Source organism: Streptomyces sp. NPDC006314, from assembly GCF_040613075.1.
Taxonomy (GTDB): domain Bacteria; phylum Actinomycetota; class Actinomycetes; order Streptomycetales; family Streptomycetaceae; genus Streptomyces.
The window spans coordinates 414,182-432,535 of the sequence record NZ_JBEXRL010000003.1; the positions used below are offsets into that span (position 1 = coordinate 414,182).

General features: G+C 70.3%; 18 protein-coding genes and 1 tRNA gene. 9 read left to right on the top strand and 10 right to left on the bottom strand.

The genetic code is table 11. The features are described from left to right. Positions 1 to 342 precede the first annotated feature (342 nt). A tRNA-Gly gene (locus ABZ079_RS07590) sits at positions 343 to 416 on the bottom strand. Between the two features lie 282 nt (positions 417 to 698). Between ABZ079_RS07590 and ABZ079_RS07595 the strand changes: the two genes are divergently transcribed. From ABZ079_RS07595 to ABZ079_RS07605, 3 genes are all read left to right on the top strand, one after another. Next, positions 699 to 857: a hypothetical protein gene (locus ABZ079_RS07595; protein ID WP_356938464.1), complete on the top strand. Its 159-nt coding sequence runs from the start codon at positions 699 to 701 to the stop codon at positions 855 to 857. Positions 858 to 960: 103 nt separating this feature from the next. Next, positions 961 to 1,536: a dCTP deaminase gene (gene dcd, locus ABZ079_RS07600; RefSeq protein ID WP_356938465.1), complete on the top strand. Its 576-nt coding sequence runs from the start codon at positions 961 to 963 to the stop codon at positions 1,534 to 1,536. A 13-nt stretch (positions 1,537 to 1,549) separates the two neighbouring features. Then, entirely contained in the window at positions 1,550 to 2,047 is a 498-nt protein-coding gene (locus ABZ079_RS07605; RefSeq protein ID WP_356938466.1) for a phosphoribosyltransferase, read from the top strand. Positions 2,048 to 2,128: 81 nt separating this feature from the next. Here ABZ079_RS07605 and ABZ079_RS07610 read toward each other — a convergent pair whose 3' ends face one another. The 5 genes from ABZ079_RS07610 to ABZ079_RS07630 form a co-directional block, all read right to left on the bottom strand. Then, entirely contained in the window at positions 2,129 to 3,154 is a 1,026-nt protein-coding gene (locus ABZ079_RS07610; RefSeq protein ID WP_356938467.1) for a Yip1 family protein, read from the bottom strand. A gap of 52 nt (positions 3,155 to 3,206) precedes the next feature. After that, the gene (locus ABZ079_RS07615; RefSeq protein WP_356938468.1) at positions 3,207 to 4,634 is read right to left on the bottom strand and encodes a hypothetical protein; all 1,428 of its coding nucleotides are present in this window, start codon (positions 4,632 to 4,634) and stop codon (positions 3,207 to 3,209) included. A gap of 35 nt (positions 4,635 to 4,669) precedes the next feature. After that, complete coding sequence (locus tag ABZ079_RS07620; RefSeq protein ID WP_356938469.1) at positions 4,670 to 6,082, bottom strand: FG-GAP-like repeat-containing protein; 1,413 nt, start codon at positions 6,080 to 6,082, stop codon at positions 4,670 to 4,672. A 77-nt stretch (positions 6,083 to 6,159) separates the two neighbouring features. Beyond that, positions 6,160 to 7,641, bottom strand: coding sequence for an FG-GAP and VCBS repeat-containing protein (locus ABZ079_RS07625; RefSeq protein ID WP_356938470.1), 1,482 nt, complete (start codon positions 7,639 to 7,641; stop codon positions 6,160 to 6,162). Positions 7,642 to 7,832: 191 nt separating this feature from the next. Beyond that, positions 7,833 to 9,119 (bottom strand): VCBS repeat-containing protein, encoded by a 1,287-nt coding sequence (locus ABZ079_RS07630; protein ID WP_356938471.1) that lies wholly within the window; start codon positions 9,117 to 9,119, stop codon positions 7,833 to 7,835. Positions 9,120 to 9,271: 152 nt separating this feature from the next. Here ABZ079_RS07630 and ABZ079_RS07635 point away from each other — a divergent pair, with 152 nt between their 5' ends. After that, positions 9,272 to 9,598 (top strand): antibiotic biosynthesis monooxygenase, encoded by a 327-nt coding sequence (locus ABZ079_RS07635; RefSeq protein ID WP_356938472.1) that lies wholly within the window; start codon positions 9,272 to 9,274, stop codon positions 9,596 to 9,598. A gap of 39 nt (positions 9,599 to 9,637) precedes the next feature. Here ABZ079_RS07635 and ABZ079_RS07640 read toward each other — a convergent pair whose 3' ends face one another. Then, positions 9,638 to 9,892 (bottom strand): winged helix-turn-helix domain-containing protein, encoded by a 255-nt coding sequence (locus ABZ079_RS07640; protein WP_356938473.1) that lies wholly within the window; start codon positions 9,890 to 9,892, stop codon positions 9,638 to 9,640. A gap of 163 nt (positions 9,893 to 10,055) precedes the next feature. Here ABZ079_RS07640 and ABZ079_RS07645 point away from each other — a divergent pair, with 163 nt between their 5' ends. Together ABZ079_RS07645 and ABZ079_RS07650 are read left to right on the top strand one after the other, a co-directional pair. After that, entirely contained in the window at positions 10,056 to 10,349 is a 294-nt protein-coding gene (locus ABZ079_RS07645) for a hypothetical protein (protein WP_356938474.1), read from the top strand. Further along, on the top strand, positions 10,346 to 10,624 hold the full coding sequence (locus tag ABZ079_RS07650; RefSeq protein ID WP_356938475.1) for a hypothetical protein: 279 nt from the start codon (positions 10,346 to 10,348) through the stop codon (positions 10,622 to 10,624). The genes ABZ079_RS07645 and ABZ079_RS07650 overlap by 4 nt, the downstream gene beginning before the upstream one ends. A 61-nt stretch (positions 10,625 to 10,685) precedes the next feature. On the opposite strand, the gene ABZ079_RS07655 is transcribed toward ABZ079_RS07650, so the two are convergent. The 3 genes from ABZ079_RS07655 to ABZ079_RS07665 form a co-directional block, all read right to left on the bottom strand. Beyond that, positions 10,686 to 11,636, bottom strand: a complete 951-nt coding sequence (locus ABZ079_RS07655; protein ID WP_356938476.1) for an RNA polymerase sigma-70 factor — start codon at positions 11,634 to 11,636, stop codon at positions 10,686 to 10,688. Positions 11,637 to 11,682: 46 nt separating this feature from the next. After that, on the bottom strand, positions 11,683 to 12,066 hold the full coding sequence (locus ABZ079_RS07660; RefSeq protein WP_356938477.1) for a DoxX family protein: 384 nt from the start codon (positions 12,064 to 12,066) through the stop codon (positions 11,683 to 11,685). Positions 12,067 to 12,219: 153 nt separating this feature from the next. Next, complete coding sequence (locus ABZ079_RS07665; protein ID WP_356938478.1) at positions 12,220 to 14,499, bottom strand: (Fe-S)-binding protein; 2,280 nt, start codon at positions 14,497 to 14,499, stop codon at positions 12,220 to 12,222. Positions 14,500 to 14,730: 231 nt separating this feature from the next. Between ABZ079_RS07665 and ABZ079_RS07670 the strand changes: the two genes are divergently transcribed. The 3 genes from ABZ079_RS07670 (at position 14,731) to grpE (ending at position 18,339) form a co-directional block, all read left to right on the top strand. Continuing rightward, a complete protein-coding gene (locus ABZ079_RS07670; protein ID WP_356938479.1) occupies positions 14,731 to 15,750 on the top strand; it encodes an MraY family glycosyltransferase in 1,020 nt (339 codons plus the stop codon). 94 nt (positions 15,751 to 15,844) lie between these two features. Further along, positions 15,845 to 17,689 (top strand): molecular chaperone DnaK, encoded by a 1,845-nt coding sequence (dnaK, locus tag ABZ079_RS07675; RefSeq protein ID WP_356938480.1) that lies wholly within the window; start codon positions 15,845 to 15,847, stop codon positions 17,687 to 17,689. After that, the gene (gene grpE / locus ABZ079_RS07680; protein WP_356938481.1) at positions 17,686 to 18,339 is read left to right on the top strand and encodes a nucleotide exchange factor GrpE; all 654 of its coding nucleotides are present in this window, start codon (positions 17,686 to 17,688) and stop codon (positions 18,337 to 18,339) included. Before dnaK ends, grpE begins: the two co-directional genes overlap by 4 nt. The last annotated feature ends 15 nt before the right edge of the window (positions 18,340 to 18,354 follow it).

Consider the following 18,354-nt stretch of genomic DNA (forward strand, 5'->3'; position numbering starts at 1 on the left):
TGACCGGCAACCCCACGCCCCTTCAAGACGTCCGTCGTGGAGGAGCATTCCCCGGACATCCGACCAGGCGCCACCGAGGCGGCTACGTGCCACCGACCAGACCAGGCCGACCCATCGCCTGCCGCCATCCGTATCACCCACTGGCGAGGGACATCGCCGGCATGCCGGAGGACTTCCGGTTCCACGACCTTCCTCCGCCGAGATGCCCGCGCATCCGCATGCGGGATGACAAGCGGAGGCCACCGGAAGCTGGTCGAGAGCCAAGGTGCGGTTGTGGTGCGAGCCGCGCCCACCGGTCTAGACAACAAAGAACCCCCGGGCCGCTGGCCTGGGGGTTTTACGTGGAGCGGGTGACGAGAATCGAACTCGCGCTCTCAGCTTGGGAAGCTGATGTTCTACCATTAAACTACACCCGCGTAAGTCCGGCGGGTCGACCCACGTGGAGTCGATGTCCGGACGCTCGCTCACTGTACATCATCGCGGACCGCTGGTGCCCGGGTCCTGGGATCTGAGTCCGTTCAGGCGTGGGATCCCGCTGCGGGGGAACCGAGTTGGAGCGTACGGTGAAGAGGTGGGAGAGGGGCCGGGCGGGGTCGGAGTGCCGCCTGGAGAGTCGTCTCTTTGATCCCGTAATGTGGCTTTTGTCGTCAGGGCAGTGAGCCCGACGCGGCTCTTGGGGAAGGGACTTAAGGGACTTGATGGAACGCACCGTCGTCCGCTGCGCGGACGGGCACGTCTTCAGCACCGCTTCGTTCCCGATGCAGAAGGCCGAGCGGCTCGGCCCCGGTCGGCTCGTGAGGTGTCCACGGTGCACCCGGCTCCGCAGCGTCGTGCCGGTCACCCTGGAGAAGCGGTAGCCGCGCCACGAACGGTAGCCGGGTGGTGACATCGCGGTAACACCGGGCGCGCGGAGTCCGTCGCGATTGTCACGGCTCCGCGCGCCTTGCGTATCCTCGCTACGTGCTTCTCTCAGACAAGGACATCCGGGCCGAGATCGACGCCGGCCGGGTACGGATCGATCCCTACGACGAATCCATGGTGCAGCCGTCGAGCATCGACGTACGGCTGGACCGGTATTTCCGGGTGTTCGAGAACCACCGGTACCCGCACATCGACCCCTCGGTCGAGCAGGTGGATCTGACGCGGCTCGTGGAACCCGAGGGGGACGAGCCGTTCATTCTTCATCCGGGGGAGTTCGTGCTCGCCTCGACGTATGAAGTGATCACGCTGCCCGACGATCTCGCCTCGCGCCTCGAGGGCAAGAGCTCGCTCGGGCGGCTGGGGCTCGTCACGCACTCCACCGCCGGGTTCATCGACCCGGGCTTCAGCGGGCACGTGACCCTGGAGCTGTCCAACCTCGCCACCCTCCCCATCAAGCTGTGGCCGGGGATGAAGATCGGGCAGCTGTGCATGTTCCGGCTGACCTCGCCCGCCCAGTTCCCGTACGGCAGCGAGCGCTACGGCTCCCGCTACCAGGGGCAGCGCGGGCCGACCGCCTCGCGGTCCTACGTCAATTTCCATCGGACCCAGGTGTGAGGGCGGCCGGGACATGAGTGACGTGCGGGAGAACCTGACGTACGAGGGCTTCGGCCTCGCCGTGCGCGAGCTGGCGCAGACCATCGCCGACGACGGGTACGAGCCGGACATCGTGCTCAGCATCGCCCGGGGCGGGGTGTTCGTCGCGGGGGGCCTCTCCTATGCCCTGGACTGCAAGAACATCCATCTGGTCAACGTCGAGTTCTACACGGGCGTGGGGACGACCCTGGAGATGCCGGTCATGCTGGCGCCCGTCCCGAACGTCATCGACTTCTCCGACAAGAAGGTGCTCATCACCGACGACGTCGCGGACACCGGCAAGACGCTCAAGCTCGTGCGCGACTTCTGTCTCGACACCGTCGCCGAGGTGCGCTCCGCGGTGATCTACGAGAAGTCCCACTCCCTCGTGAAGTGCGAGTACGTCTGGAAGCGGACGGATGAGTGGATCAACTTCCCGTGGAGTGTCGAGCCGCCCGTGGTGAAGCGGGCGGGGCAGGTTCTCGACGCCTAGTCCGAGAGCACTGGATCCACCACAGCACGTACGAAAGGGCCCCCGGCTGCCGCGCCGGGGGCCCTTCGCGTGCGAGAACAGCTAGAACGTGCCCAGCTTCACGATCGACAGCAGTGCGATCAGCTGGAGCGCCGACGCGCCCAGCGCCTTCGGCCAGGGCAGGTCGTGGGAGCGGGAGACCATCAGGGTCAGCAGGACGCCCGCGCCGATCCAGGTGGCCCAGCCGAGCAGCTGGACGAAGCCGGCGTCGCCGCCGAAGAACATGGCGACGATCAGACGGGGCGCGTCCGTGAGCGCCGTGATCAGCATGGACAGGCCCACGGTCGGCTGCCAGGCGCCGTCACCGCCGAGCTGGCGGGCCAGGGTGTGGGTGACCACGCCCAGGACGAACAGGCCCAGCACCATCACGATCGCCGTCACCAGCACGATCGGGACCGCGTTGGCGAGGGTGGCGCTGATCGCGTCCGCACGGGCGCCGTCGAAGCCGAAGACGGCGAGCAGGCCGTAGAGGAAGGTGACGATGAGGGCGGGGACCCACATCGTGTAGTCCCGCATGCGCAGGAAGGTCTGGTTCGGGGAGAGGACGATCCCCTTCAGCAGTTCCTTCCAGTGCAGCGGCGGGCCCAGCGGGGCCGCGGGTGCGGCGGCCGAGCCTGCATGGTAGGTCGCGCCCTGGGTGTAGCCGGCGGCCTCGTCCACCGAGAACGCCTGGGTGTGGCCCGGGTTGTTCGCCGCGTACGGGTCATGCGCGCCGTGCCCTGCCGGGTAGCCGCCGTCGCCGAAGTACTCCGGTCCGTCGTCGGCCGGCCCCGGGTAGCCGTACGACTGACCCGCCGGCGGGTACGGCGGCTGCGGCGCCGCCGGGTAGCCGTACGAGGGGCCCGCGGGCTGTCCGTACGACGGCCCCTGCCGTCCGTGCGACGGCCCCGCGGGCCGCCCCTGCCCGTACGACGGTTGCTGCGGCGCCTGCTGTCCTTGGGGGGTGCGGTTGTCTCGGCCCCCGCGTCCGATCCTGAATCCAGCCACGTCATCGAACGTACCTGGTCCCGGAGACCGACGTGCCGGACCCGGGCGTCCGGGTCCGGCTTTGCGGCCGACCTGTGACATCCCCTAAGGGGGCGTCAGGGGGCGATCCAGGGTCCGCCCAGGATGCGCCGCGTCAGTTGTTGAGGACCGAGCCGTACAGCGGGGCGCCCGCGGTGGAGACTCCGGTGGCCGACGGGCCGAAGGAAAGCGAGCCGGCCGTGGTGGGTCCACCGGCCGCGCCGCGCAGCGACCAGACCGCGCCGTCGCCCGCGTTCTCGCCCGGGCCCGCCACGGTCAGCTCGGCGCGGTGGTCGCCGGAGTGGTCGGCGAGCAGGACCCGTGCACCGAAGCGGTCGCCCTTCTCGGCGGCGCCGGCGACGCCCGCGGTGTTCTGGGTGTACGACACCGCGCCCTTGGTGGTCAGCCCGGAGGCGGTGCCGTAGAGGAGGGTGACCGAACCGGTGCCGGAGTCCTCACCGGACGCACCGATCGCCAGGTCCTTGAACCCGTCTCCGTTGACGTCGCCCAGGAAGACGCTGCTGCCGAACGCGTCGCCGGTCTCGGCCGCGCCCGGCACGCCCGCTGCGTCCTGGCCGAGGACCAGCGGGGCGCGGGAGGTGTCCTTGCCGCCCGGTCCGCCGTAGACCACGGTGACCTTGCCGCCCTTGGCTCCCGCCGGGTCGGCGGAGGTTTCGGCCGGGTTGCCGACCGCGATGTCGGCGTACCCGTCCTTGTCGATGTCGCCGATCGCCGAGACGGTGCCGGCGGGCAGGTCCTGCATCCAGTCGGTGAAGTTGCCGATGGACGGGTCGGTGACCAGGTGGGTGACGGCGGCGCCCGTGCGGGGCTGCCGGCCGTGCATGACCAGGCTGGTGGACCAGGCGGGGGAGACGCGGCCCGCGGACAGGGCCGTGATGCCGTAGGAGGGGGAGTAGGAGTCGGGGAAGCCCGCGCCGGAGCCGCCCTGCCAGCCTCCGGACCTGGTGACCGGGCCGTTGACGAAGGACAGGCCGACCGAGCCGGTGGCACCGATCGCGACGTCCGTGTCGCCGTCGCCGTCGAGGTCGCCCGCGGCCAGCGCCTGCCCGTAGCGGTCCACGTCCTCGTGCCAGTAGTCGATGACCGTACGGGCTCCGGAAAGTCCGGACCCGGCGCCCCAGACGACGACCACCGTGCCGTCGTTGGTGTCGCCGTCGACGTCCTCGCCGGGCGCGCCGATCAGGAGGTCGGCGTAGCCGTCCTTGTTCAGGTCGGCCGAGGCGACGGCGCTGCCGAACGCGTCGCCCGCCTCCGCGGTGCCGGGCACGCCGGCCGTGTTCTGGGTGATCAGGGTGCGGGTGGCCGTCTTCAGCCCGGTGGAGCTGCCGTAGACGACCGAGACGGCGCCGGCCTTGGACTGGCCGCCCACGGTCGCGCCGGGGGCACCGATCGCGAGGTCGGCGCGGCCGTCGCCGTTGAAGTCGTACGGGGCGGCGGCCGTGGCCGCGTGGGCGGCGGGCACGGTCAGGGCGAGCGGGGTCAGGGCCCCGGCGAGAGCGACGGCGAGGACGCGTGTGCGCATGGAGTTCCCTTGTGGAAGCCGGAGTCGGGGGTGCGTCACTGGGCGATGGCCGAGGCGAAGTCCGCGTAGCCCTTCAGGGCGACGTCCCGGGCGCTGATGAACGTGGCGTAGTCGGTGGTCAGGCCGGAGGCGGTGCCGCGCAGGATCGTGACGGCGCCGTAGCCGTTCTCCCCGCCCGCGCCCGTGACCAGGTCGGCCTTGCCGTTCTTGTTGATGTCGATCAGCCGGACCGACTGGCCGAACCGGTCCCAGGCCTCGGAGCCGCCGGGTACGCCCTCCGTGTCCTGCGTCCAGGTCTTCGCCCCCTTGGTGGTCAGACCCGAGGCGGAGCCGAACAGGACGGTCACCGCGCCGGCCTCGCCGGCGCTGCCCAGGTCCTCGCCGGGCGTGCCGACCGCGACGTCGGCGTAGCCGTCGCCGTTGATGTCACCGGTGCTGATCGACGAGCCGAACATGTCGTCGGTCTCGGCGGCGCCGGGCGCGCCCGGGGAGTCCTGGTGGATCACGGTCGGGGTCTGGGCGGGGTCGGGACCGTTCGGGCCGCCGTACCAGACGGAGATCTGGCCGCCCTTGTGGCCGGACTTCTTGTACTGGCTGGGGTCCGTGGGGTCGCCGAGGACCGCGTCGCCGTAGCCGTCGCCGTTGACGTCGGCGATCGAGCCGGGTTGGCCGTCGGCGTTCGGCAGGTCCTTCATGGCGTACTTGGAGCCGGTCCAGGTGAAGTACCTGATGTCGCCTCCCTCGTCGCCGTCGACGAGGAACGGGTAGATGCGCTCGGCGGTGCCGTCGTGGTTCAGGTCGCCCGCTATCACCCCGGTCGTGCTGCCCAGCTCGCCGACGCGGACGTTGCTCACCGGGGTGCCCGTGCGGGTGAAGGGGCCCTTGTAGAGGCGGGTCTCGGTCCGGCCGGTGAGGGTGACGTCGAGCTTGCCGTCCCCGTCGAAGTCGGCGACCGCGATGCCGCGGGCGAAGTCGCCCCACTCGGACAGGGTGGAGGGCTGCGGCACCAGGGCGCCACCGGACAGGCCGGACGTGCCGCCCCACAGGATGGTGGCGCTGCCCACGGCGTCCCGGTCGCCGATGCTCTCGCTCGAGGCGCCCACGACCAGGTCGGAGTAACCGTCGCCGTCCAGGTCGCCGGCGGCCAGGCTGCCACCGAAGAGGTCACCCTCCTCGGCCGTGCCCGGGACACCGGTGGAGTTCTGCGTGATCACGGTGTGCTTGGCGGCCGAGACGCCCGAGGACGAGCCGTAGAGCACGACGACGCCGCCGGCCTGCTGTGCCGTGCCGACCTGGTGGCTGGGGGCACCGAGGGCGATGTCCAGGTAACCGTCGCCGTTGAAGTCGCCCGTCAGCCGGGAGGGCGCGGCGGCGGCCGGGGTGACGGGAAGGGCGGTGAGCAGGCCGGTGGTCAGGGTGGCGGCCAGCAGGATGACGCGCTTGCGCAAGGCGGGGCTCCGGGTGGGAGGGGAGGCCGGCTCGCACGGCTGCGGGGCCGGCCACGGATGGGAGGGACGAGGGCGGGTCAGTCGGCGAAGAGGGCGCCGAACTGCGGGGTGCCCGTGGTGGGGACACCGGCGGAGCCGGCGGACACGAAGCGGGCACCGGACGTGGTGATCTTCGTACCGCTGGACGGCAGGTAGGTGAGGGCGCCGTCGCCGCTGTCCTCGTACGCGCCGATCACCAGGTCGGCCTTGCCGTCACCGGTGACGTCGTCGAGCTTGACGTCGGTGCCGAAGAGGTCGTTCTTCTCGTTGCCGCCGGGGACGCCGGTGGTGTTCTGGTTGAAGGACTGGGCGTCGGAGGCGGTGTTCACGCCGGACGCCGAGCCGTACAGGACGGTGACCGCGCCGGTGTCGGTGACGCCTTCGATGTCCTCCAGCGGGCTGCTGACGACGAGGTCCTGGTAACCGTCGCCGTTGACGTCGCCGAGGTCGAGGTCCCAGCCGAAGGAGTCGCCCTTCTCCGAGGTGCCGGGGACGTTGCCGGTGTTCTGGTTGATACCGGTGGTGTCCGCCGGGCCGGAGGCGGAACCGTAGGTGACGTTCACCCGGCCGCCGTTGGAGGCGTCCGGGACGGGGGTGCCGTCCTCGGTGGTGGCGTCCCAGCCGGCGCCGCTGACGATGTCGCCGAAGCCGTCGCCGTTGATGTCGCCGATGGCCGTGATGATGCCGGACTTGAGGGCCTTGGCGGAGGAGCCGCTCAGGCCGCTCGCGGTGCCGGGCAGCCAGTAGTTGGTGTTCCAGCCGTACCGCGTCGCGGTCTCGTAGCCGTCGACCACGAGGTCGGTGCGGCCGTCGCCGTTGACGTCACCGGCGGTCAGGCTCATCGGGCCGAACGGGTAGTCGTTGCTGCCCGACTGGATGGGCGGCTTGACGGTGGTGCGGCTGCCCGCGGTGCCCGAGCCGCTGATGCCGCCCTTGTAGAGGTGGAGGGTGGCGGAGGAGCTGCCGACGACCAGGTCGGTCTTGCCGTCGCCGTCGAAGTCGCCGGCGGCGAGGTCCTTGCCCCAGTAGTCATGGGAGGAGATGGTCGGGTCGGCCAGGTGGGCCGACTTGCCGGTCAGGCCGCTCTGGGAGCCCCACAGGATGACGAGGTCGCCGCCGTTGGTGTCGGTGCCGACCTTCTCGTACGGGGAGCCGACGGCGAGGTCGTCGTAGCCGTCGCCGTTGAAGTCGCCGTAGGCGGTCTCCCGGCCGAAGCCGTCGCCGGCCTCGGCGGTGCCGGCGACGCCGGTGGTGTCCTGGCTGATGACGGTGCGCTGGGCGGAGGAGACGCCGGCGGCCGCGCCGTACAGCACGACGACCTGGCCGGCGTCCTTGCGGCCGTTGACGTACGCGCCGGGCGCGGAGGTGGCGACGTCGCCGATGCCGTCGCCGTTGAAGTCGGCCTTCGCGACCTTGACGGAGTCGGCGGCGGTCGCGGGCGAGGCGGCGAAGGTGAGCAGACCGCCCGTCAGCGCGGCCGCGGTGGCCGTCGCGAGGGCGAGTCGCCGGTGCGTGTGCATGCGGGTTCTCCTGCGGCATGCGGGGGATGCCTGGCGGGCATCCGCAGTCAATGGGGTGCGGACCACCCGTGTTCGTCGCGAGTTGTCCTGCGGTTCACGGGTGGTCGGCGATCAGGAGACCTGTGTCAGGGCGTAAAGGTTGTACGTGAGTTCGGTGATTCTCTGAGGCCGCCGTGACGTAGGCGGGCGGGCTACGGCTCCAGGAACTCGGAAGTGGAGAAGGCCACCGCCGGCTTGGTGACGAGCAGCCCCTTGGCCGTGCCCTCATACACGGCGACCGTGTCCTGTGTCTCGCCCCGGTACGTCCGTACGACCAGGTCGGCGCGCCCGTCTCCGTCGAAGTCGGCGGCGGCCAGGACGCGGGTCGTGCCGGGTGCCCGGGGTATGACGGTGACCGCGTTGTGCGTCGAGAACCCGGCCGTCGCGGCGCGGAAGACGCGCAACCGGGAGCCGCTGGAGAGGAGTTCGTCGCGGCCGTCCCCGTCGAAGTCGGCGGCGTCGAGCATCGAGCCGGCGGCGGCGAGGGTGACCCGGCCGGCTGGGACCGGGAGGTCGTAGCACAGGGACGTCCCGCCCATGCCGCCGACCGCCGCGTCCAGCGCCCTGCCGCGTCCGAAGCGGCCGAGGGCGACATCGACGCCGGAGGGGAGGAGGGCACCGGTGCGGGCCGGACCGGTGGGGCCGCCGAGGACGACCGCGGCCTTGCCGGTGCCCTCCGTTGCACGGACGACGAGGTCGTCGTACCCGTCCTTGTCGACGTCGGTGGCGGGACCGGCGGGCATCTCACCGGGGGAGGGGAGGGGCGCACCGGCCGCGCGCGGGACGCCCTGACGGCTGAACGGGCCGCGCAGGTACGACAGTCTCCCGCCGGTCGCGTGCAGCACCAGGTCCTTTTCGCCGTCACCGTCGAAGTCGCCGCACACCGGCTGGTCCGGCCAGTCGTTGCCGAAGCGGGCGCGGGCCGGGACGGTGAGCTTCACGCCCCGGCCGGTGAGCCCGGACGGGGAGCCGAACAGGATCTGCAGCGGCACCGGGGGCCGGCCCTGGCCGTCGTACGGCGGGTCGGTCGACACGATCAGATCGGTGAAGCCGTCGCCGTCGAGGTCGCAGCTGTCCTCCGCGTCGAAGAGGGCGGGGAGCCGGCCCTCGGCGGGGGCCGCCTGCTTCTTCGGGCTGAGCAACTGCCGTGCGCCGGGCGCGAGTCCGCGCGGGCCGCCGTACACGATCCCGATGCCGGCGTCGTCGGCGTGGCTCTGCGCCTTGACCAGGTCGTCGAGGACGAGGTCGCGGTGGCCGTCGCCGTTGAAGTCGTCCGGGACCTTGCTGCCCTCGCCGCGCGGGACGGGCAGCGAGGCGGGGGCTTCCGCGAGCTTCGTCCTCGGGGGCTGCCCGGCTCCGGTGCCGTCGGCCGGGCCGCAGGCGCCGAGCAGAAACACACAGCCGACGGCCACCGCCGTATACGTCCTGCCGCTTCGCATCCGCACCGTCCACCTCGCCGGCCCCGTTGACAACCCCGGCAATGATGCACGCGTTCGAGTGGCGGCGACACCCCTGCCCCGGCCGGAAGACGGGCCAGGTGAGCGGGGCGGCTTCACACCGATCCTGCCGTGGTGTGGGTCAGGATGGGTCCATGAGCGTAGTGAAGATCAACGTGCTGACCGTTCCCGCCGAGCAGCGGGAGGTACTGGAGAAGAGGTTCGCTTCGCGGGCCCACGCCGTGGAGAACTCCGACGGCTTCGAGTGGTTCGAGCTGCTGCGGCCCGTCGAGGGCACCGACCAGTACCTCGTCTACACGCGCTGGCGTGACGAGCAGTCGTTCCAGGCATGGATGGAGGGGCCGATGAAGTCCGCGCACCAGGGTGGCGGCGAGGGCGGCGAGCGGCCCCGTCCGGCTGCCTCCGGCTCCACTTTGTGGTCCTTCGAGGTGGTGCAGCAGGCCGGACCCAAGGGGGCCTAGTCAGGAAACCGCAGGGATGGCGCCCCGTCGCCGACGGCCCTACGCGGGCGGTTGGGTTTCCTCGGCGGGGCGCTTGGCCACGAAGGAGCCGAGGCCGGGTTCGGTGTAGGTCAGGCCCTCCTCGCGCAGGGCCCGCAGCACCTTGTGCGCCGTCGCGTTGGCGATCCCGAATTCCGCCGTGAGCTGTACGACGGACGGCACCCTGGTGCGCGGTGCGTACGTTCCGTCTGCGATCCGGCGCCGGATGATCTCGGCGACCTGGCGCCAGCGAGGGATGTCGGGGGCGAATTCCATCACCGGACCATCATCCGCATGCCTGTACATCCGTGCGATACAGGGAATCCCTGTGATCCCTAGCATGCCTAGACTGCTCTCGCTATCGTATGGCTATGAAGGACCCCCGCGACGGGTGGAGCCGTCCGGGGGCGTGGCCACCAGCCGAACTGGAGCTGATGACGTGACCGACCTTATCCGCCGCCTTGCCGCCTGGGTGAGTCTCCTGCTCCATCCGCCCGGAAGGAAACGGCTGCCGTACATCGCGGCCGTGGCCGATCCCTGGCCGACCCAGCCCCTGCCCCGCCACCGCAGCCCCTACGGCCTCCACACTCCCCTAGACGCCACCGCCACCAGGGCCGTAAGGCCGTATCTGACGGCTCATGAACAGCGGCAGAGCCGACGGGAGTCGGCGTTCGCCGCCCGGGGACAGGAGATGCCCGGGTCGTACCGGATCCCTGGGCTGGAGGTCGCGTGACCGAGCCGCCGCGTCTGCTGCCCTGGACCGGTTCCGGGGGCAAGCCCTGCTACCTGATCACCGACGATCACGACGGGCCGCTCTCCCGGCTGGCCGACGCCACTGAGTCCGTTCAGCTCGGCATGGGGGGAGAACTGCTGGCCCATGCCCGGGAGATCCTGCCGGACACCGCGCCAGGCGAACTCCGTTTCCTGGCCGAGTGCTTGACCCAGGCCCTCGATGACGCCCTCCGGGTCGCGGAGAGCCGGGGCCGGCGGCTGGAGCGGCTGGACTGAGCCGCGCACCTGGTAAAGGCCCCGGTCGGGGCCGCGAGGGGCCTTGGTGCAAGACCGCCTGTCACTGCCGGGGTGAGGTCGCCCCTTCCTCCGCCGTGGCGCGGGGTGCCGGACGGACCGCGCGGTCGATCGCCCAGGCGTCCGCCACCGGGCCCAGGTGCCCGAGCTTGTCGGGGTTGATCACCAGGCGGATCGTCTGGATCTGCCCGTCGAGTACATCGAGCGTCAGGGTGTTGAGCACCTTGCCGTCCCGGTCACGGACGATCGCGCCCGGCTGGCCGTTGACCTCGTGCGGTTCCCACGTCACGTCGATCCGGGCCATCCGGGGGAAGGCGAAGGCGAGCAGCCGGGCCACGTTCTGTGCGCCGACGATGTCCCTGGCGAGCTGGGGGGCCTTGCCGCCGCCGTCGCCGACCATCGACACGTCGGCGGCGAGCAGGTCCCGCAGCCCGGCGACGTCGCCTTCGCGGAGGGCGTCGAAGAACCGTGACGCCAGTTCCTCCCGCTCTTTGCGGTCCGCTTCGAAGCGGGGCCGGCCCGCGGCCATATGGCGCCGCGCCCGCACGGCCAGCTGGCGGCACGCCGCCTCCGAGCGCCCCACCGCCGACGCGACCTCGGGAAAGCCGAAGTCGAACACCTCGCGCAGGACGAAGACCGCGCGCTCGAGCGGGCTGAGCCGCTCGAGCAGCAGCAGGGCCGCCATCGACACCGAGTCGGCCAGCTCCGCCGACCGTGCCGGGTCCTCGTAGGGGTCGGCGAGCAGCGGCTCGGGGAGCCACGGCCCGACGTACTGCTCCCGCCGGACGCGGGCCGAGCGCAGCACGTCGATGGAGATCCGGGTGACCGTGGCCGACAGGAAGGCCTTGACCGATCTGGGCTCGGTCGGGGAGGCCTCGAAGCGCAGCCAGGTCTCCTGGACCGCGTCCTCGGCCTCGCTCACACCGCCCAGAATCCGGTAGGCGATCGAGAACAGCAGCGGCCGCAGCTCCTGGAACTCCTCGGTCCCGCTCATGCCGGCTCCTTCGTGAAGTCCTGGTGATCGATGCTTCAGTCGCCGGTCAGCCGGTGAAGGACTCCGGACCGAAGCGGCCCCACGCGATGAGTGCCGCGAGCGCGAGGTAGACCAGGTTCAGCAGCACGAACGCGGACTCGTCGCGGCGGCCGTGGGTGATCATCGCGCCGATCATCAGCAAGGTCCAGCAGACCGCGGTCACCGGCACCAGAACCGGTGCGATGCCGAGCGCGGCGGGCAGGATCAGGCCCGCCGCGGCCAGGAGTTCGAGGACGCCGAGGGCCTTCACGAAGGCGGCGCCGGCGTCCGCGGTCCATCCGCCGCCATGGACCGTGGCCAGCTTCTCCCTGGGCACGAAGGTCTTGCTGATGCCGCCGGCCAGGGCTACCACGGCCAGCAGTCCGGCAGCGACCCACAGCGCGAGGTTCATCGTCCACTCCTTGATCGAGGCTTTGTCTGCACCTCGTGGACGAGACAGCGACCTCCGGCTGTGACATCCGCCGGCGGCCGTCTTCCCGCCGGGTACGACGACGCCCCCTGCCCGTGCGGGTCAGGGGGCGGTCGTTGGTGGCCTTTGGGGCCGTTACTTCACCGGCTCCGGCTCCGGCTCGGTCTCCGACTCGGCCGCGCCCGCCGGGGGCTCGTCGTCCGGGACCGGGGTCTTGACGGAGTCCAGCAGGAGCTGGGCGACGTCCACGACCTGGATGGACTCCTTGGCCTTGCCGTCGTTCTTCTTGCCGTTCACGGAGTCCGTGAGCATCACGAGGCAGAACGGGCAGGCCGTCGACACGATGTCGGGGTTCAGGGAGAGGGCCTCGTCGACGCGCTCGTTGTTGATGCGCTTGCCGATCCGCTCCTCCATCCACATCCGGGCGCCGCCGGCGCCGCAGCAGAAGCCGCGCTCCTTGTGGCGGTGCATCTCCTCGTTCCGCAGGCCCGGGACCTTGCCGATGATCTCGCGCGGGGGCGTGTAGATCTTGTTGTGGCGGCCCAGGTAGCACGGGTCGTGGTAGGTGATGATGCCCTCGACCGGGGTGACCGGGATCAGCTTGCCCTCGTCCACCAGGTGCTGCAGCAGCTGGGTGTGGTGGATGACCTCGTAGTCGCCGCCGAGCTGCGGGTACTCGTTGCCGAGCGTGTTGAGGCAGTGCGGGCAGGTCGCGACGATCTTCTTCGCCGACTTCGGCTTCTTGGTCGCCGGGTCCTCGTCGTCCTCGCCGAAGGCCATGTTCAGCGCGGCGACGTTCTCCATGCCGAGTTCCTGGAACAGCGGCTCGTTGCCCAGGCGGCGGGCGGAGTCACCGGTGCACTTCTCGTCGCCGCCCATGATCGCGAACTTGACGCCCGCGATGTGCAGCAGCTCGGCGAAGGCCTTGGTGGTCTTCTTGGCGCGGTCCTCGAGGGCGCCGGCGCAGCCGACCCAGTACAGGTACTCGACCTCGGTGAGGTCCTCGATGTCCTTGCCGACGACCGGGACCTCGAAGTCGACCTCCTTGGTCCACTCCAGGCGCTGCTTCTTGGCCAGGCCCCAGGGGTTGCCCTTCTTCTCCAGGTTCTTGAGCATCGTGCCCGCCTCGGAGGGGAACGCGGACTCGATCATGACCTGGTAACGGCGCATGTCGACGATGTGGTCGACGTGCTCGATGTCCACCGGGCACTGCTCGACGCAGGCGCCGCAGGTGGTGCACGACCACAGGACGTCCGGGTCGATGACGCCGTTCTCCTCGGCGGTGCCGATCAGCGGCCGCTCGGCCTCGGCCAGGGCGGCGGCGGGGACGCCCGCCAGCTGCTCCTCGCTCGCCTTCTCCTCGCCCTCCATCGTCTTGCCACCGCCCGCGAGCAGGTACGGCGCCTTGGCGTGGGCGTGGTCCCGCAGGGACATGATCAGTAGCTTGGGGGAGAGCGGCTTGCCGGTGTTCCAGGCCGGGCACTGCGACTGGCAGCGGCCGCACTCGGTGCAGGTGGAGAAGTCCAGCAGGCCCTTCCAGGAGAACTGCTCGACCTGGGAGACGCCGAAGACGTCGTCCTCGCCCGGGTCCTCGAAGTCGATCGGCTTGCCGCCGGAGGTCATCGGGAGCAGGGCGCCGAGGGAGGTCTCACCGTCGGCGTTGCGCTTGAACCAGATGTTCGGGAAGGCGAGGAAGCGGTGCCAGGCCACGCCCATGTCGGTCTTCAGGGCGACCGTGATCATCCAGATGAAAGAGGTCGCGATCTTCAGGCCGGCGAAGAAGTAGGTGAGGTTCTGGAGCGTGGAGACGTCCATGCCCCTGAGCCACGAGACGACCGGGTACGAGATGAAGAACGAGGCCTCGTAGCCGTCCACGTGGTGCTGGGCGCCTTCGAGGGCGTGCAGCATGAAGATGCAGACGCCGACGATGAGGATGACACTCTCGACGAAGTACGCCTGGCCGAAGTTGGAGCCGGCGAAGCGGGACTTGCGGCCCGGCTTGTTCGGCTTGCTCAGCTGGCGGACGACGATCAGGACCAGGATGCCGAGCACCGTCATCGTGCCGAGGAACTCGACGAACACGTTGTAGGGCGCCCAGTCGCCGACGATCGGCAGGAGCCAGTCCGCCTCGAAGAGCTGGCCGATCGCGTTCACGATCGTCAGCAGCAGGGAGAAGAAGCCCACCGCCACGAACCAGTGCGCCACGCCGATGACGCCCCAGCGGTTCATCCGGGTGTGGCCGATGAACTCCTTGGCCACCGTGATGGTGCGCTGCGTGGGATCATTGGTCCGGGTACCGGCCGGCACCGGCTGGCCCAGCCGCATGAAGTTGTAGATCTGCAGGAGGGCGCGGCCGAACAGTGCCACGCCGACCACGATCAGGACCAGCGACACGATGATCGCGGCGAGTTGCATTGGGGCTCCTGAGGCGGCCTCGAATTAACCGAGCGACATTACTAAGCGGTAACTTATGCAGTCCGTCTGAGACTACCCCCATCTTCCTTCGGGATGTAGCGGAGCGCGGGGTGATCTGGGTCGCTGAGGTCCGCCTTTCCCCTGGGCCCGCGAGCCCGTCCGGCGTATCCGGCGGGCAATCGGATCGTGTTATTCATACCGAATTGCTACTTTCACCCCTACCTTAGAGCCGTGCTCTACGGGATCGCCGCCGCCACCGCCGCTCTCCTCCTCGCCGCCGTGCTCACGGCGCTGCTCAGGGTGCCCGCGCTCCGGCTGGGCATCCTCGACCGGCGCCGACAGCGGCCCCTGCCGGCGCTCGGGGGGCTCGCCGTCGTGGCCGTCACCTGTCTGGTCGCCTGGGTGGGGGAATGGACCCGGGTCGCCCCGCTCGGCGACGGGGTCGGCAAGCTGCTGGTCGCCGCCGCCGTGGTCGCCGCGCTTGGCCTGGTCGCCGACGTGTGGCGGCTGCGCGCGCGCGTGCTCGTCGCGGGTACGGCCGTGGCGGCCGCCTGCGTGGTGCCGTACGACGAGACGGGAGTGCCGGGGGGAGCGCTGGCCGTGGGATGGATCGTTCTCGCCTCCCTCGCGTTCAAGGGGCTCGATCACGCCGACGGGCTGGCCGGGACGGTCGGGGTGGTCACCGCGTTCGGGGCGGGGGCCTGCGCCGCCGCCGAGCTGATGGACGGGCTCGCCGTGCTGCTGAGCGTCCTCGCCGCCGCCCTCACCGGCTTCCTGATGCACAACTGGCATCCCGCGCGGGTCGGTCTGGGAGCGTGCGGGTCGCTGTTCACCGGATTCCTGCTGTCGTCGTCCGTCGTCTTCACGCGCGCGGGGTACGCGATCGAGCCGAGTGCGGCGGTGGTGTTCTGCCTCGGCGCGGTCGCCGCCGCCGACGCCGTGCTCGTGGTCATCGCCCGGCTGCTGGCCCGGCGACCGCTGCTCAGGCGGCGCCCGGACCATCTCGCGCACCGGCTGCGGCGGCTCGGGCTCACCCCTCAGGGGTCCGTCGTGCTGCTGGGTGCCGGCTCCTTCGCCTCCGTGCTCGTGGGTGTGCTCGTGCACACCGGATGGACCGGCGGCGGAGCCGTGTCGTGGGTGGCGGGAGCGGTGCTGCTGGTCGTGCTCGTACTCCTTCGTATCCCTGTCCAGCCACCCCGGCGCGGGGCATCCACGCAGGTCAGGGGGCAGTTGCGTGTAAGGAACGGATAAGACTTGAGTCTGGCTGGCTCAGGTCTGTTGACCCGTTGCATCTCCTCAGGCACACTTGAGCCTGTTCCACTCAAGTCAGCTGGAGGAATCAACCATGGCACGTGCGGTCGGCATCGACCTGGGCACGACTAACTCCGTCGTCAGCGTTCTGGAGGGCGGCGAGCCCACCGTCATCACCAACGCCGAGGGTGCCAGGACCACGCCGTCCGTCGTCGCCTTCGCCAAGAACGGTGAGGTGCTCGTCGGCGAGGTCGCCAAGCGCCAGGCGGTCACGAACGTGGACCGGACCATCCGCTCGGTGAAGCGTCACATGGGCACCGACTGGAAGATCCAGCTGGACGGGAAGGACTTCAACCCGCAGCAGATCTCCGCGTTCATCCTGCAGAAGCTGAAGCGGGACGCCGAGTCCTACCTGGGTGAGAAGGTGACCGACGCGGTCATCACCGTCCCCGCCTACTTCAACGACTCCGAGCGTCAGGCGACCAAGGAGGCCGGCGAGATCGCCGGTCTGAACGTCCTTCGTATCGTCAACGAGCCCACCGCGGCCGCGCTCGCCTACGGCCTCGACAAGGACGACCAGACGATCCTCGTCTTCGACCTCGGTGGCGGCACCTTCGACGTGTCCCTCCTGGAGATCGGCGACGGCGTCGTCGAGGTGAAGGCCACCAACGGTGACAACCACCTCGGTGGTGACGACTGGGACCAGCGCGTCGTCGACTACCTGGTGCAGCAGTTCAAGTCCGGCCACGGCGTGGACCTCGCCAAGGACAAGATGGCCCTCCAGCGCCTCCGCGAGGCCGCCGAGAAGGCCAAGATCGAGCTGTCCTCGTCCACCGAGACCTCGATCAACCTGCCGTACATCACCGCGTCCGCCGAGGGCCCGCTGCACCTGGACGAGAAGCTCACCCGGGCTCAGTTCCAGCAGCTGACGGCGGACCTGCTGGAGCGCTGCAAGACGCCGTTCCACAACGTCATCAAGGACGCCGGCATCTCCATCAACGAGATCGACCACGTCGTCCTCGTCGGTGGCTCCACCCGTATGCCCGCGGTCGCCGAGCTGGTCAAGGAGCTGACCGGCGGCAAGGAGGCCAACAAGGGTGTGAACCCGGACGAGGTCGTCGCCATCGGCGCCTCGCTCCAGGCCGGTGTCCTCAAGGGCGAGGTCAAGGACGTCCTGCTCCTCGACGTCACCCCGCTGTCCCTCGGTATCGAGACCAAGGGCGGCATCATGACCAAGCTGATCGAGCGCAACACCACGATCCCGACCAAGCGTTCGGAGATCTTCACGACGGCCGAGGACAACCAGCCGTCCGTGCAGATCCAGGTCTACCAGGGCGAGCGCGAGATCGCGGCGTACAACAAGAAGCTCGGCATGTTCGAGCTGACCGGTCTGCCGCCGGCGCCGCGCGGCGTCCCGCAGATCGAGGTCTCCTTCGACATCGACGCCAACGGCATCATGCACGTCACGGCGAAGGACCTCGGCACCGGCAAGGAGCAGAAGATGACCGTCACCGGCGGCTCCTCGCTCCCGAAGGACGAGGTCGACCGCATGCGCGAGGAGGCCGAGCGCTACGCGGAGGAGGACCACAAGCGCCGCGAGGCCGCCGAGACCCGCAACCAGGGCGAGCAGCTGGTCTACCAGACCGAGAAGTTCCTCAAGGACAACGAGGACAAGGTCCCCGGCGAGGTCAAGACCGAGGTCGAGGCCGCGATCGGCGAGCTGAAGGAAGCCCTCAAGGGCGAGGACACCGCCGAGATCCGCACCGCCACCGAGAAGGTCGCGGCCGTCTCCCAGAAGCTGGGCCAGGCCATGTACGCCGACGCCCAGGCGGCGCAGGCCGCGGGTGGCGCGTCCACCGATGCCGGTGAGGCCAAGGCCGATGACGATGTCGTCGACGCAGAGATCGTGGACGACGAGCGCAAGGACGGTGCCGCGTGACGGAGGAGACCCCGGGCTTCGAGGAGAAGCCCGACGTCCCCTCCGGCGCGACCCCCGAAGACGCCGAGCCGAAGGCCGCTCCCGAGGAGGGGGCGGCCCCGGCCGGGGACGAAAAGGCAGACGCGGGTCTGGTGGCCCAGCTGGACCAGGTGCGCACGGCGCTCGGTGAGCGTACGGCGGACCTCCAGCGCCTCCAGGCCGAGTACCAGAACTACCGCCGCCGCGTCGAGCGGGACCGGATCGCGGTCAAGGAGATCGCCATCGCGAACCTCCTGACCGAGCTTCTGCCCGTGCTCGACGACATCGGCCGCGCGCGGGAACACGGTGAACTGGTCGGCGGCTTCAAGTCCGTCGGCGAGTCGCTGGAGACGGTCGCGGCCAAGATGGGCCTGCAGCAGTTCGGCAAGGAGGGCGAGCCCTTCGACCCGACGATCCACGAGGCCCTGATGCACTCCTACGCGCCGGACGTCACCGAGACGACCTGCGTGGCGATCCTGCAGCCGGGGTACCGCATCGGCGAGCGCACCATCCGCCCCGCGCGGGTGGCCGTCGCCGAGCCGCAGCCCGGCGCGCAGACCGTCAAGGCCGAGGAAGCCGAGGAGAGCGCGGCGGCCGACGACAAGGAGAACGGTGGCCCGGAGGAGGGCTGACGTAATCACCAACGA

What these genes read in the sequence shown, in the direction of transcription:
- ABZ079_RS07595 (WP_356938464.1), top strand. Translation starts at nt 699, where the DNA reads ATGGAACGCACCGTCGTCCGCTGCGCGGACGGGCACGTCTTCAGCACC.
- ABZ079_RS07605 (WP_356938466.1), top strand. Translation starts at nt 1,550, where the DNA reads ATGAGTGACGTGCGGGAGAACCTGACGTACGAGGGCTTCGGCCTCGCC.
- ABZ079_RS07610 (WP_356938467.1), bottom strand. Translation starts at nt 3,154, where the DNA reads ATGTCACAGGTCGGCCGCAAAGCCGGACCCGGACGCCCGGGTCCGGCA.
- ABZ079_RS07615 (WP_356938468.1), bottom strand. Translation starts at nt 4,634, where the DNA reads ATGCGCACACGCGTCCTCGCCGTCGCTCTCGCCGGGGCCCTGACCCCG.
- ABZ079_RS07625 (WP_356938470.1), bottom strand. Translation starts at nt 7,641, where the DNA reads ATGCACACGCACCGGCGACTCGCCCTCGCGACGGCCACCGCGGCCGCG.
- ABZ079_RS07630 (WP_356938471.1), bottom strand. Translation starts at nt 9,119, where the DNA reads ATGCGAAGCGGCAGGACGTATACGGCGGTGGCCGTCGGCTGTGTGTTT.
- ABZ079_RS07635 (WP_356938472.1), top strand. Translation starts at nt 9,272, where the DNA reads ATGAGCGTAGTGAAGATCAACGTGCTGACCGTTCCCGCCGAGCAGCGG.
- ABZ079_RS07640 (WP_356938473.1), bottom strand. Translation starts at nt 9,892, where the DNA reads ATGGAATTCGCCCCCGACATCCCTCGCTGGCGCCAGGTCGCCGAGATC.
- ABZ079_RS07655 (WP_356938476.1), bottom strand. Translation starts at nt 11,636, where the DNA reads ATGAGCGGGACCGAGGAGTTCCAGGAGCTGCGGCCGCTGCTGTTCTCG.
- ABZ079_RS07660 (WP_356938477.1), bottom strand. Translation starts at nt 12,066, where the DNA reads ATGAACCTCGCGCTGTGGGTCGCTGCCGGACTGCTGGCCGTGGTAGCC.
- ABZ079_RS07665 (WP_356938478.1), bottom strand. Translation starts at nt 14,499, where the DNA reads ATGCAACTCGCCGCGATCATCGTGTCGCTGGTCCTGATCGTGGTCGGC.
- dnaK (WP_356938480.1), top strand. Translation starts at nt 15,845, where the DNA reads ATGGCACGTGCGGTCGGCATCGACCTGGGCACGACTAACTCCGTCGTC.